The sequence below is a fragment of the Streptomyces sp. NPDC046939 genome, assembly GCF_040644575.1.
In the GTDB taxonomy this organism is placed as follows: Bacteria; Actinomycetota; Actinomycetes; order Streptomycetales; family Streptomycetaceae; genus Streptomyces.
In genome coordinates this window covers 34,835-48,221 of record NZ_JBEYWV010000014.1, presented here as the reverse complement: position 1 = coordinate 48,221, position 13,387 = coordinate 34,835, and the positions used below count along the sequence as shown (strand labels likewise).

The 13,387-nt window shown below is 74.1% G+C and carries 12 protein-coding genes; 9 read left to right on the top strand and 3 right to left on the bottom strand.

From position 1 onward, the window contains the following. Positions 1–9 precede the first annotated feature (9 nt). The 6 genes from ABZ877_RS17235 (at position 10) to ABZ877_RS17210 (ending at position 6,476) form a co-directional block, all read left to right on the top strand. The gene (locus ABZ877_RS17235) at positions 10–882 is read left to right on the top strand and encodes a polysaccharide deacetylase family protein (protein ID WP_361071205.1); all 873 of its coding nucleotides are present in this window, start codon (positions 10–12) and stop codon (positions 880–882) included. A gap of 9 nt (positions 883–891) precedes the next feature. After that, positions 892–1,026 (top strand): hypothetical protein, encoded by a 135-nt coding sequence (locus ABZ877_RS17230; RefSeq protein ID WP_361071202.1) that lies wholly within the window; start codon positions 892–894, stop codon positions 1,024–1,026. 61 nt (positions 1,027–1,087) lie between these two features. Then, positions 1,088–1,840, top strand: a complete 753-nt coding sequence (locus ABZ877_RS17225; protein ID WP_361071199.1) for an aminoacyl-tRNA hydrolase — start codon at positions 1,088–1,090, stop codon at positions 1,838–1,840. Positions 1,841–2,497: 657 nt separating this feature from the next. After that, a complete protein-coding gene (locus ABZ877_RS17220; protein ID WP_361071196.1) occupies positions 2,498–3,814 on the top strand; it encodes a DUF692 family multinuclear iron-containing protein in 1,317 nt (438 codons plus the stop codon). Between the two features lie 302 nt (positions 3,815–4,116). Then, on the top strand, positions 4,117–4,788 hold the full coding sequence (locus tag ABZ877_RS17215; protein ID WP_361071193.1) for a DUF4142 domain-containing protein: 672 nt from the start codon (positions 4,117–4,119) through the stop codon (positions 4,786–4,788). A gap of 98 nt (positions 4,789–4,886) precedes the next feature. Continuing rightward, entirely contained in the window at positions 4,887–6,476 is a 1,590-nt protein-coding gene (locus tag ABZ877_RS17210; RefSeq protein ID WP_361071190.1) for an alpha/beta hydrolase, read from the top strand. Between the two features lie 6 nt (positions 6,477–6,482). Here the strand turns inward: ABZ877_RS17210 and hemQ are convergent, their stop codons facing one another. Together hemQ and hemG are read right to left on the bottom strand one after the other, a co-directional pair. Further along, positions 6,483–7,214 (bottom strand): hydrogen peroxide-dependent heme synthase, encoded by a 732-nt coding sequence (gene hemQ, locus ABZ877_RS17205; protein WP_361071187.1) that lies wholly within the window; start codon positions 7,212–7,214, stop codon positions 6,483–6,485. A gap of 4 nt (positions 7,215–7,218) precedes the next feature. Beyond that, entirely contained in the window at positions 7,219–8,736 is a 1,518-nt protein-coding gene (gene hemG / locus ABZ877_RS17200) for a protoporphyrinogen oxidase (RefSeq protein WP_361071184.1), read from the bottom strand. A gap of 143 nt (positions 8,737–8,879) precedes the next feature. On the opposite strand from hemG, the gene ABZ877_RS17195 reads away from it, so the two are divergent. Further along, positions 8,880–9,809 (top strand): DUF4349 domain-containing protein, encoded by a 930-nt coding sequence (locus tag ABZ877_RS17195; RefSeq protein WP_361071181.1) that lies wholly within the window; start codon positions 8,880–8,882, stop codon positions 9,807–9,809. Between the two features lie 10 nt (positions 9,810–9,819). Next, on the top strand, positions 9,820–11,211 hold the full coding sequence (locus ABZ877_RS17190) for an FAD-dependent oxidoreductase (RefSeq protein WP_361071179.1): 1,392 nt from the start codon (positions 9,820–9,822) through the stop codon (positions 11,209–11,211). Between the two features lie 18 nt (positions 11,212–11,229). Here the strand turns inward: ABZ877_RS17190 and hemE are convergent, their stop codons facing one another. Beyond that, on the bottom strand, positions 11,230–12,309 hold the full coding sequence (gene hemE, locus ABZ877_RS17185; RefSeq protein ID WP_361071176.1) for a uroporphyrinogen decarboxylase: 1,080 nt from the start codon (positions 12,307–12,309) through the stop codon (positions 11,230–11,232). Between the two features lie 199 nt (positions 12,310–12,508). On the opposite strand from hemE, the gene ABZ877_RS17180 reads away from it, so the two are divergent. After that, on the top strand, positions 12,509–13,183 hold the full coding sequence (locus ABZ877_RS17180; protein ID WP_361071173.1) for a DUF3000 domain-containing protein: 675 nt from the start codon (positions 12,509–12,511) through the stop codon (positions 13,181–13,183). Positions 13,184–13,387 lie beyond the last annotated feature (204 nt).

Genomic DNA, 13,387 nt, shown 5'->3' with positions numbered 1-13,387 from the left:
CGTCGCCGGGTGATCACCGCCCTCCGACGTACCGCTCTGGCCTGCGCCCTCGGCGCCGCCGCCCTGGGCGCCGCCGCGTGCTCGGGCGACGGCGCCGAGGCCCCGCACCCGGCGCGGTCTGCCCGGCCCGCCGCGAGCCCGTCGCATCCGCCGTCCTACGCGTCGCCGCCCACGCTCACCCCCGGCCGGGCGGGGCTGACCCGGGTCTTCGCGAGCGCGGCGCGGCCCCAGCGGCGTACGGTCGCGCTCACGTTCGACGCCGACATGACCGCGGACCAGGGCGCGCGCGCCGCCGCCGGTGAACACTTCGACAACCCGCGCCTCATCGCCGCGCTGCGGGCGCTGCGCGTCCCCGCGACCGTCTTCATGACGGGCCGCTGGGCCGAGCAGTACCCGGCGCAGGCCAAGGACATCGGCGGCGACCCGCTCTTCGAGGTCGCCAACCACTCCTACAGCCACTACGCCTTCACCCCCGGCTGCTACGGCCTGCCGACCGTGCCCGCCCGGCGGATGCGGGCGGACGTGGAACGGGCCTTCGCCGCGTTCCACGAGGCCGGCGTCCGGCACGTCGTGCCCTACTTCCGCTTCCCCGGCGGCTGCTACGACCGCGCGGCCCTGCGCGCCCTGGCCCCCACCCGGGTCACCGCCGTGCAGTGGGACGTGGTGAGCGGCGACGCCTTCGCCACGGACCCGGGGCCGGTGGAGCGGCAGGTGCTCGCCGGGGTGCGGCCCGGGTCGGTCGTCGTCCTGCACTGCACGCGCAGCGCGGCGCCGACGACGGAGCGGGTGGTGCGGGCCGTGGTCCCCGCGCTGCGGGCGAAGGGCTACCGGTTCGTACGGGTCTCCGAGCTGCTCGGCGCGGACCGCGAGGCCCGATCGTAGGCTGGGGGCATGGAGAAGGAACCTGAGGTCGCCGAGTGCGTGCTGTGCCGGGAACCCACCGAGTACCCGGAGTCGACCAAGGGCGTGACGCTCTGCCCGGCCTGCGAGTGGCAGGAGGCGCAGCGCACGGCCTGCTCGGGGTAGCCCCGCGCTCCCCGGCCGGCGCGGAGGACGAGGCGCTCGGGGCGGCTGGCAGACTGGAGGAGTGAGCAGCGAAGACACCACTCCCCACGGTTCCGGCAGCCCGTTCCGCGACGAGCGCACCGCGCGCGACGAGGCGCCCCAGTTCGTGCTGCCGCTCGTGGTGCGCATCGAGCGGGCGGCGCCCCCGGCGCGTACGGACGCGCTGGAGACGGCGGCGCGCGCGGTGCTCGTGATGCTCTCCGACGAACGCTCCCTCGGCGAGGGTGAGTGGGCCGCGGCGATGCGGGACTGGCAGGACGCGCGGATCCGCAAGGTGGTGCGGCGGGCGCGGGGCGCCGAGTGGCGCCGCGCGGAAGCGCTCGACGGCATCACGGTCACCGGGCACGGCGGCACCGAGGTACGGGTCTTCCCGCCGGTCCCGCTCGACGGCTGGCCCAAGGACCTGGCCCGGCTCCAGGTCTCCGGCACCGACCTCGACGACCCCGAGCCCCCGCCCGCCCCGGACCCCGCTGCCCCCGTGCTCTGGCTCAGCCCCGACCTGGACATGACGGCGGGCAAGGCCATGGCACAGGCCGGGCACGGCGCCCAGTTGGCCTGGTGGGAACTGTCGGACGCCCAGCGCAAGGAGTGGCGCGAGGCGGGCTTCCCCCTCTCGGTACGCACAGCGGACCCGACCCGCTGGGAGCCCCTGACCCGGGCCGGCCTCCCGGTGGTACGCGACGCGGGCTTCACGGAGATCGCACCGGGTTCATGCACGGTGGTGACGGAGGGGGCGCGGGACGGGGGCCTGCTCTCGGGCCTCGGCCACCACTGACCGGCCACCGCTGATCGGCCAATCAGTCATCTATTACCACTGGTTGGCCGCCACTGATTGGCCGCCGCCACCCGTCGGCCGCGCCCCCGGACGCTCCCCCCAAGTGCGCCGTTCAACCACCCCCTTCGCCCCGGGCACCCCGTCGCCACCTGGCGTCCGCCGAGGGTGCGTGGCGGGGTGAAAGAGGCGGGTTCGTGGGCTGGCCAGGGGGCTCGGGGCGGCCTAGCATCGGAGCGTCCGGCTTTCACAGGCGGACGAGGCGGCTCCGATCCTTCACCGGAGGCGCCCCACACTCCCCCGAGACCCCGGGATCGCACCGCGCACAGCGCCACAGGCGGCCGGGACGTTCTCGCCGACGCACGCCCCGGCCCCTCGCCCTCCCGTAACCGGGGCGAACTCCCGCACGCCTCAGGGCCGACGAGGGCGATGAGCACGCGAACCGCGCCGGGGGAGACGCGTCTTCGCGTGCTCACGGGCCGCCGCCGATGCCGGCACAGCCGCCGGCGGCGGCCGCTCCCTCCTCCTCCCCGGGAGCGGCCCGGAACCTCAAATGTTGCTCTGAACGCCCCCTGTCCAGGGTTCGCGCGCGCCGCTCCGGGTGAGGACACCAGCACGCGGCAGCGCACGGGCACGGCGCGGCGCAGAAGGGGGACTGCCATGCAGCGAGGGACACAGCTCGGTACGGGGATCGGCTGGCGGCCGGAGATCGCCGACATCGTGGAGGCCATGCCGGGCATCGACTGGGTGGAGGCCGTCGCCGAGAACGTCTGCCCCGGCCACCTGCCCGACTCGCTGCGGCGGCTCCGCGCGCGCGGGGTCACCGTCGTCCCGCACGGCGTCTCGCTCGGCCTCGGCGGCGCCGAGCGCCCGGACGAGCACCGGCTCGCGGACCTCGCCGCGCGCGCGGAGGCGCTCGGCTCGCCGCTGGTCACCGAGCACATCGCGTTCGTACGGGCGGGCGGCGAGCGCACGGCGTCGCCGCTCCTGGAGGCCGGGCACCTGCTGCCCGTGCCGCGCACCAGGGACGCGCTCGACGTGCTGTGCGAGAACGTCCGGATCGCGCAGGACGCGCTGCCCGTGCCGCTGGCCGTGGAGAACATCGCGGCGCTGTTCGGCTGGCCGGGCGAGGAGATGACGGAGGGGCAGTTCCTGTACGAGCTGGTCGAGCGGACCGGCGTACGGCTCCTGATCGACGTGGCGAACCTCTACACCAACTACGTCAACCGGGGCGAGGACCCGGGCCGGGCGCTGGACGAGATGCCGGTCGAGGCGATCGCGTACGTCCATGTCGCGGGCGGGTTCGAGCGGGACGGCGTCTGGCACGACAGCCACGCCCACCCGGTGCCGCGGGCCGTCCTGGACATCCTCGCCGACCTGGCCTCCCGGGTCGCGCCGCCGGGCGTGCTCCTGGAGCGGGACGAGAACTTCCCCTACGACGAGAAGGAGCTGGAGCGGGAGGTCGCGAAGATCCGGGAGACGGTGGCGGCCGTGACGCCCGCCCCGGTCGACCGTCCGTCGGCGCCGGTGTCTCCGGCCCATGGGGCGCCGGTCGAGGAGGCCGTGCGCGGGCGGGTCGCGCTCGGCCAGGCCGCGCTGCTCTCCTCCCTCGTCGCGGGCACGCCCGTGCCGGAGGGGTTCGACCGGGCGCGGCTCGCCGTGCAGAGCCGGGCGCTGGCGTCCAAGCGGGCGGACGTCGTCGCCAAGGTGGCGCCCGAGCTCCCTGCCATCCTGGGCCGGGACGCGTACCGCACGGCGTTCCTGGCGTACGCGCAGGAGCGGCCCATGACGGGCGGCTACCGCCGCGACGCGCTCGACTTCGCCGAGGACATGCTGCTCGAACAGCGCGTGGAGGACCCGTTCACGCGCAAGCGTCTGACGGACTGGTGGCTGGACCGCTCGGGCCCGAAACCCCTGAAGGGCCGTCCCATGGCACGAGCACTGCGTGCCGCACGGTTCGCACTGCGCCGAGCGTGAGACGGGGGCGCCGCCGGGTGGGCGGGGCGGGCGCCGGGGGCGGGACCGCACGCGGGGCGCGCAACCGGACGCCGAGCGGGAGACGGGACGCCGGGCGTGAGGCGAGACGGCGGGCGTGAGGCGCGGCGGCGGGCGTGAGGCGGCGCCCCGGGCGTCGGACGGGGCGCCGGGTGTGAGGCGCTGCGTCGGATGTGCGGCGGGGCGTCAGGGAGGCGCCGTACCGAAGGTGGCGTAGTCGGGGTCAAGTCGGGGTCGGCCGGGGTCGCCGCGCACTAGCGTGCGGGGCCGCACCAGGAGGCACCATGCGATCGTTCCGCGTCAACGGCACCGCGCTCATCGTCACCGGACTCATGGCGACCCTCGCCGCGCTTCTTCTGCCCGTCTGGTCGTACGCCGACCGCTCCGGCACCGGTCTGGACACACTCGACTCCGAGACGGTGGCGACCCCGTACGGGCCGCTGTCGGGTCTGGACCGGCTGTTCGTCACCAAGGTCCGGCTGGCCGGTCTGTGGGAGCTTCCGGCGGGGCAGCAGGCCGAGGAGCGGGCGCCGAGCCGGGCCGTCGTGACGGCGGGCCGGCATCTGGTCGAGGGGCACACGTTCCTGGACGCGCGCGTGCGCGAGGTCGCCGCGCGGCTCGGCCTGGAGCTGCCGAACCAGCCCAACGCGCAACAGTGGGACTGGCTGCGGACGCTGACCGCCGCGAAGGGGGACGACTACCAGCGGAAGTTCGCCACCATCCTGCGCCGCGCGCACGGCCAGGTCTTCGCCCTGGTGGCGCAGGTGCGGGCAGCGACCCGCAACACGCTCGTACGGCAGCTCGCGGACGAGGCCAACACGACCGTCCTGGACCACATGAGGGTCCTTGAGGCCACGGGGCTCGTCGACTTCGACGCGCTCGCGCGCGGCGCGGCCCCGGCGACACCGCTGACCCCGGCGCCGACGCTGCCGCCCGCCACGCACAGGAGTCGTTGATCGCGGGTCGTTGATCCGGAGTCGTCGAGCCGACAAAGTATCCCTTTGACCGCGATCCGCGACGGGTCGGCCCGGAGCACCACGAAAGGGATGCGCCCATGCGTCCAGCAGTGAAAGCAGCGTCGGCCGTCCACGCAGCCGTGGGTTCGCTCGTCCTGTCCCTCCTCGTCCCGGCCGCCCTCGCGCGCGCCGACACGGCGTGGCCGGTGTCGCCGGAGGCACAGGGCGTCGCGGTCGCCGCGCAGCGCGCCGCCGCGAGCGGCATCACGTTCGGCCCGTGCCCCGCCGCCGAGGAGCTGCCCTCTCTGGTGAAGTGCGGCACGGTCTCCGTTCCGCTGGACTACGCGCTGCCGGACGGCAAGCAGATCAAGCTGACCGTCAGCCGCTCGAAGGCGACCGGGAAGAGCGGCAAGGCGCGGGTCGCGCGGCAGGGCGCGCTCGTCTTCAACCCGGGCGGCCCCGGCGGCAACGGCATGTACTTCCCGCTGGTGCGCATGCTGCCCGAGTGGAAGCGCATCGGCGCCGCCTACGACCTCGTGGGCTACGCGCCGCGCGGCGTCGGCCGTTCGGCGCCGCTGTCCTGCAAGGACCCGAAGAAGTTCGGCAGGGGCCCGACGCAGTCCCCGGTGCACCCCTCCGAGGCGTACAAGAGGAAGCGGATCGCGCAGGCGAAGGCGTACGCGCGCGGGTGCGCGGAGCGCAACCCGGGGCTGCGGCACTTCACGACGCTGAACAACGCCCGCGACCTGGACGTGCTGCGGGCCGCGCTCGGCGAGAAGAGGCTGACGTACGTGGGCGGCTCGTACGGGACGTACATCGGGGCCGTCTACGCGCACCTGTTTCCCGCGCACGTGCGGCGCATGGTGTTCGACTCGGCGGTCGACCCGGACCCGCACCAGATCTGGTACCGCAGCAACCTGGCGCAGTCCGCCGCGTTCGAGCAGCGCTGGGCCGACTTCCGCGCCTGGGTCGCCAGGCACGACGCCACGTACCACCTGGGAAGGACGCCGGAGCAGGTCGCGAAGTCCTACGCGCGCGTGCGCGCGGCAGTGGCGCGCAGGCCGGCCGGCGGCAAGGTCGGGCCCGGAGAGCTGCAGTCCGCGTTCCTCCAGGCGGGGTACTACGACGACTACTGGCCGAGGCGGGCCGCCGCGCTCTCCGCCTATCTGAAGGGCGATCCGAAACCGCTGGTCGCGCAGGCCGCGCCGAGCCCGGAGGCCGCCGCGGAGAGCGAGAACAGCGCCGCCGTGTACACGGCGGTCGAGTGCAACGACGCGCCCTGGCCGACGGACTTCCGGGTGTGGGACCGCGACACCACGCGCGTGGCGCGCGCCGCCCCGTTCGAGACGTGGGACAACACGTGGATGAACCTGCCGTGCGCCTACTGGCCCGCGCCGCATCAGACGCCGGTCGACGTGCGGACCCTGCCGGGTGTGCTGCCGCCCACGCTGATCCTGGCCGCCGAGCGGGACGCGGCGACGCCGATCGTGGGCGCGCGGAAGCTGCGGAGCCGGATCGGCGGTTCGGTCCTGGTGACGGAGCGGGACGCGGGCACGCACGGCGTCGCCGGGGGCGCCAACCAGTGTGTGAACGGGCACCTGGACGCGTACCTGCTGCACGGCACGGTGCCGGCCCGGCGTGCGGCGACGTGCGCGCCGCATGCCGAACCGGCACCGGTCAAGCCGTAGGGAACGTCAGGCCAGGCCCGCCACCAGCTCGGCCACGCTCTTGCGGCGGCCCGTGTAGAACGGGACCTCCTCGCGCACGTGGCGGCGCGCCTCGGAGCCGCGCAGGTGACGCATGAGGTCGACGATGCGGTACAGCTCGTCGGCCTCGAAGGCGAGGATCCACTCGTAGTCGCCGAGCGAGAACGAGGCGACCGTGTTGGCGCGCACGTCCGGGTAGCCGCGGGCCATCTTGCCGTGGTCGGCGAGCATCTTGCGGCGCTCGTCGTCGGGGAGCAGGTACCACTCGTAGGAGCGCACGAACGGGTAGACCGAGACATAGTCGCGCGGCGTCTCGTCGGCCAGGAACGCCGGGATGTGCGAGCGGTTGAACTCGGCGGGGCGGTGCAGCGCCATGTTCGACCACACCGGCTCCAGGGCGCGGCCCAGCTTGGTGCGGCGGAAGCGGTTGTACGCCTCCTGGAGCTCGTCGGCGGTCTCGGCGTGCCACCAGATCATGACGTCCGCGTCGGCGCGGAGACCGGAGACGTCGTAGGTGCCCCGGACCGTCACGTCCTTCGCGGCGAGCTGGTCGAAGAGGTCCTGGACCTCGTCGGCGTAGCCCGTCCGGTCGTCCGGCAGGACGTCCTTCAGCTTGAAGACCGACCACAGGGTGTAGCGGATGACCTCGTTGAGGTCCTTGGCCAGCTTGCCCTTGTTGGGGATCCGCGCCGGGTCGGTGTTGGGGGTGTCGTCGCTCATGTCCTCATTCTCCCGCTCCGCCGTGCAGGCTCTGCACCGGGTTCGCCTTCAGCTCGCCACGCGCGCGTGCGTCGCCGCCCAGCTCGTCGACGGCGGCGTACGCGCTCGCCACGCAGGCGGGGATGCCGACGCCGTCGTACGCGGCTCCGCACACGGTGAGGCCCGGGAGCTGGGCGAGGTGTTCGCGGATGCGGGCCACGCGCGCGGTGTGGCCCACCGGGTACTGCGGGAGGCCGTCCTGCCAGCGGGTGACGTGGGCGGCGACGGGGGCGGCCGTGAGGCCGGTGGCGGCGCGCAGGTCGCGCCGGGAGACCTCGACGAGTTCGGCGTCGTCGCGGGTGAGGTCCTTCTCGTCGCCGTGGCGGCCCACCGAGGTGCGGACGACGAAGAGGTCCGGGTTCTGCTCGCCGATCCAGCCCCACTTCTGCGAGGCGAACGTGGCCGCCTTGATGGTGTGGCCGTCCACCGGCGGGACGAGGAAGCCGCTGCCCTCGGGGAAGGTGGCCTCGCTCCTGCGGAACGCCATGGTGATCAGCGCCATGGAGGCGTAGTCGATGCCGCGCAGCTCCTGGGAGGCGAGCGGCGACGCGGTGCGCAGGAGGCTGGCGGCGGCGGGTGCGGGGAGCGCGACGACGACCTGGTCGGCGGTGAAGGTGCGGCCGTGCTCGGTGACGACGCGCCACAGCGGCTCGGCGGGGGACGGCGTCCCGTTCGCGCGCAGGGTGCTGGCCCGCTCCCCCGTCAGGATCGTGCCGCCCTTGGCGCGCACCGCGTCGGCGACGGCGCCCGGCAGGGTGCCGACGCCGCCCTCGATGCCCGCGAAGACAGGGCCCGTCTGCTGGTTCTGGGCGGCACGCTCCTGGACCGCCCGGACGGCCGCCGTCAGGGTCGGGTGGCGGCGGGCCTCCTCGAACAGCTGGGGCACGGCGCTGCGCATGGAGATGCGGTAGGCGTCGCCCGCGTAGACGCCGCCGAGGAGCGGTTCCACAAGGCGGTCGACGACCTCGCGGCCGAGCCGTGCCGCGACGTACTCGCCCACCGCGACGTCGTCGCCGATCTCCGTGGGCGGCAGCTCGGCGTCCTCGCCGATGCGGCGCAGACCCTCCTCGGAGAGGACGCCCGCGAGGGCGTCGGCGGTACCGGGGACGCCCATGACGTGGCCCTTGGGCATCGGGCGCAGGGCGTCGCGGGTCCACAGCGAGGCGGTCGCGGTGGACGGCGCCTCGATGCGGTCCCCGAGGCCGACCGCGCGGGCCAGGCCGACCGCCTCGGGGCGGCGCGCCAGCATCGACTCGGCGCCGAGGTCCACGCGCGCGTCCGCGATCTCGCCCGCGAGGAGCTTGCCGCCGAGCCGCTCCGACGCCTCCAGGACGGTCACCTCGACCCGCCCGCCGCCGTCGGGGCCGCCGTCGCCCGCGGTGTCGAGCAGCCGGTGCGCGGCCGCGAGGCCCGCGATGCCGCCGCCGATGACGAGGACTTTCCTGCCCCCTGCTGTTCCCGTACCTGTGTCCGTTTCGCGCATGCCCCCACTCTCTCAGAGCCGCGCGCGCGTCCCGCCGAGTCCCGACCGTGACCCGTTCGGAACCGCCCGGCAACCACCGACAAGGACCAGTCCGGCGTCGAAGGGGCGTCAGACGACCATGACGTCCCCCGGGGGTCACCACCATGCGCCTCACCCATCCGTCCCGTACGCGGGCGTTCGCCGCCCTGCTGCTCACCGCGGTGCTCGCGCTCGCGGGCTGCTCCTCGGGCGGCGACGACGGGAGTTACAAGAGTGATGTCCGCGCCGGGTCGCAGGAGGACGCGGGCGGGAACGCCGGCAGCGGACACGCCGGCGGCAAGTCGAGCGCCAAGAAGCAGCCGCCGAAGCTCACCGGCGTCCATGTCATCCGCACCGCGAGCCTCTCCGTACGCGTCAAGGACGTGCCGGACGCCATCGACAAGGCGCGCACGGCCGCCGAGGACGCGGGCGGCATGGTCGGCGACGAGCGGACCGACCGCGACCGCCACGGCCACGAGCGCTCGCGCCTCACGCTGCGGGTGCCGCAGGAGGCGTACGAGGACGTGCTCGGGCAACTCTCCGGCTCGGGGCGGCTTTTGCGGCGCAACGAGAGCGCGAAGGACGTGACCGACCAGGTCGTCGACGTGAACAGCCGCATCGCGACGCAGCGGGCGAGCGTGGCACGGGTGCGGGAACTCATGGACCGGGCCACGAAGTTGAGCGACGTGGTGACGCTGGAGGGCGAGCTGAGCGGCCGCCAGTCGGAGCTGGAGGCGCTGCTCGCCCAGCAGGCGTCCCTCAAGGACCGCACGACGCTCGCCACGATCACCCTGACGCTGTCCGAGACGCCCCCGAAGGCCGTCGGCGACGACGATGACGGGCCCGGGCTCCTCGACGCGCTGGCGGGCGGCTGGAGCGCCTTCGTGACCGCGCTGCGGTGGGTGGTGATGGCGGTCGCGGCCGTGCTTCCGTTCGCGGCGGTCGCCGCGGTGCTCGTGTGGGCGTGGCTGCGGTGGCTGCGGCCCCGTCGGGCGCGACGCGAAGTGGCCGCCGCGGGACACGGGACACAGGAAGGCCCCGGGCAGCCGACGTAGCGTGGGGCGCATGCGTACTGACACCTCCGCGCGGGAGCGGCTCGTGGTCATCGGCGGCGACGCGGCGGGCATGTCCGCCGCGTCCCAGGCGCGACGGCTGCGCGGCCCGGACGAACTGGAGATCGTGGCCTTCGAGCGCGGGGACTTCACCTCGTTCTCGGCGTGCGGCATCCCCTACTGGGTGGGCGGCCTGGTGGAGAGCCGGGACGAGCTGATCGCGCGCTCGCCGGAGGAGCACCGGGCGCGCGCCATCGACCTGCGGATGCGGACCGAGGTCATGGAGATCGATGTCGCGGGGCGGCGGGTACGCGCGCGTGCACGGGACGACGGGGCCGAGTCCTGGGTCGCTTACGACAAGCTCGTCATCGCGACGGGGGCGCGTCCGCTGCGGCCCGAACTGCCCGGCATGGACGCGCCCGGCGTGCACGGCGTGCAGACGCTCGGCGACGGGCAGGCCCTGCTCGACACCCTGGGCGCGACCGAGGGACGCAAGGCGGTCGTGGTGGGCGCCGGGTACATCGGCGTGGAGATGGCGGAGGCGCTCCTCCACCGCGGCTACGAGGTGACCGTCGTCAACCGGGGCGCCGAGCCCATGTCCACCCTCGACCCGGACATGGGGCGCCTGGTGCACAAGGCGATGACGGGCATGGGCATCACGCTGGTCGACGACGCCGAGGTGACCGAGATCCGTACGGGGGACGACGGACGGGCGCGGGCGGTCGTCACGGCGGACGCCGAGTACCCCGCGGACGTGGTGGTCCTCGGCATAGGAGTACGCCCGGAGACGACCCTGGCGCGGGAGGCAGGTCTGCCCCTCGGCGCGTCCGGGGGCCTGCTCACGGACCTCTCCATGCGTGTGCGGGGGCACGAGGACATCTGGGCGGGCGGCGACTGCGTGGAGGTCCTCGACCTGGTCGCGGGCCGGAACCGGCACATCGCGCTCGGCACGCACGCGAACAAGCACGGGCAGGTCATCGGGTCCAACGTCGGCGGCGGCTACGCCACGTTCCCCGGCGTCGTCGGCACGGCCGTCAGCAAGGTGTGCGACCTGGAGATCGCGCGCACCGGCCTGCGCGAGAAGGACGCCCACCGCGCGGGGCTCCGGTTCGTGACGGCGACGATCGAGTCGACTAGCCGCGCTGGCTACTACCCGGACGCGGCGCCCATGACCGTCAAGATGCTCGCCGAACGCCGCACCGGCCGCCTCCTGGGCGTCCAGATCGTCGGCCGCGAGGGCGCCGCGAAACGCGTCGACGTGGCGGCGGTGGCCCTGACGGCAGGGATGACGGTGGACCAGATGACCGCGCTCGACCTCGGCTACGCGCCCCCGTTCTCCCCGGTGTGGGACCCGGTCCTGGTCGCGGCGAGGAAGGCGGTGGCGGCGGTACGGGCGGCGGACTAGCCGCCCGTACCGTGAGTCCTAGCGGGCCGTCCGCGTGTGCACGTAGTCGACAAGGCGGGTCAGCGTGTCCGGGTCCGTCGTCGGGAGGACGCCGTGGCCGAGGTTGAAGACGTGGCCCTCCAGGGCGGACGCCGCGTCGAGGACCTCGCGGGCCTTGGTCTCGATCGCCTCCGGGGTGGAGAAGAGGACCGCCGGGTCGATGTTGCCCTGGAGCGCCTTGCCGGGGCCGACGCGGCGGGCCGCCTCGTCGAGCGGGACGCGCCAGTCGACGCCGACGACGTCCGCGCCGGCCTCGCCCATGAGGCCGAGGAGTTCACCGGTGCCGACGCCGAAGTGGATGCGGGGCACGCCGTACGCCTCGACGGCCCGGAACACCTTCCGCGAGGCGGGCATGACGGAGCGCCGGTAGTCGGCGGGCGACAGGGCGCCGACCCAGGAGTCGAAGAGCTGGACGGCGCTCGCGCCCGCCTCGATCTGCACCTTGAGGAAGGCGGCGGTGATGTCCGCGAGCCGGTCGAGGAGGTCGGCCCAGAGCTGCGGGTCCCCGTACATGAGGGCCTTGGTGTGCTCGTGGTTGCGGGAGGGGCCGCCCTCGACGAGGTAGCTGGCGAGGGTGAACGGCGCGCCCGCGAAGCCGATGAGCGGCGTGGCGCCCAGCTCGGCGGTGAGCAGGCCCATGGCCTCGGTGACGTACCAGACGTCGTCCGGGGTGAGGTCGCGCAACCGGGCCAGGTCGGCGCGGTCGCGGATCGGGTTCGCGACGACCGGGCCGACGCCCGGCTTGATGTCGAGGTCGATGCCGATGGCCTTGAGCGGGACGACGATGTCGCTGAAGTAGATCGCCGCGTCCACCTTGTGGCGGCGCACCGGCTGCATCGTGATCTCGGCGACCAGCTCGGGCCGCATGCACGACTCCAGCATCGGGATGCCCTCGCGCACCTTGAGGTACTCGGGCAGTGAGCGCCCCGCCTGCCGCATGAACCAGACCGGCGTGTGCGGCACGGGCTCGCGCCTGCACGCCCTGAGGAAGGCGGAATCCTTGACGGCGTCGTGCGTCGCTGACGGCTGCTGGCCCGTGGCCTCGGTGTTGGCACTCACCCGGAAAGTCTCGCACGACCGCGAAGTGTCAGGTTTACGGCGTCGCAGGCGGGTGTCCTTGCCCGCGCGCGGGCCTCCTTCCCCTTAACCTTCCCGGCATGGCTGCGGCTCCGGGGACGGCGGCCGGACAGCCCGGAAGACTCACGGCAACGCGGACGGGATGAGTGAATCGGTGCGGGAGGGGCAGAACGCTCGGGACATGAACGCTGCACATGAGGACGGTACGGCTCCGTCGACGACGCCCCTGCCCTTCCGCACGGCGGTCGACGCCCTGCGCTCCGCGCGGCTGCGCCCGGAGATCGAGATCGACCCCACGCGCCCACCGCAGCGCCTGGCCCCCTTCTCCTACGCCCTGGAGGCGACGGTCGTCGACCCGGCCGAGGACGTCGACCCGGACGACGACGTGCTGGCCGACGGGCGTCTCGTCCTGCTGCACGACCCGTCCGGCCACGAGGCGTGGCACGGCACCTTCCGCCTGGTGACCCTGGTGCGGGCGGAGCTGGAGGCCGAGATGGCCGCCGACCCGCTGCTGCCCGACGTCTGCTGGTCGTGGCTGACGGGTGCGCTCGGGGCGCGCGGTCTCACGTACGGGGAGGCGTCCGGCACGGTCACCCGCGCGAGTTCGCACTACTTCGGCGGGATCGGTGACCGGCCCGCCGCCTCGCAGATCGAGATCCGCGCGTCCTGGACGCCGCGCGAGGGGCGCGGCGGGGTGCCGGACACGGCGGCGCACCTCGCCGCGTGGTGCGAGCTGCTCTGCCAGGTCGCGGGGTTGCCGCCGGTGGCGGCCGGTCCGCACGGCGCGGACGGTGCGAACGGCACGCACGGCGCGGTGGTCACGCTCCCCCAGCGCCGGGGCCCCCGCCCCACCTGACCCTTCTCAGGCGATTCTTTTCGGCCGCGTCGGCGAGTGCCCGGCGCGGCCGTCCCTCGTTCGGGGGACGAGCCGGTCCCCCGGGGTTCCGCTTCGATTCGGTTCGATCTTCGGATGATCGATACTGTGTCTGAATTGCCTGGATTGTTACTCACCAAATCGTGATCTTTCTCTAAAGGCGGGCGGGTTTGGTGCCGAAGACCT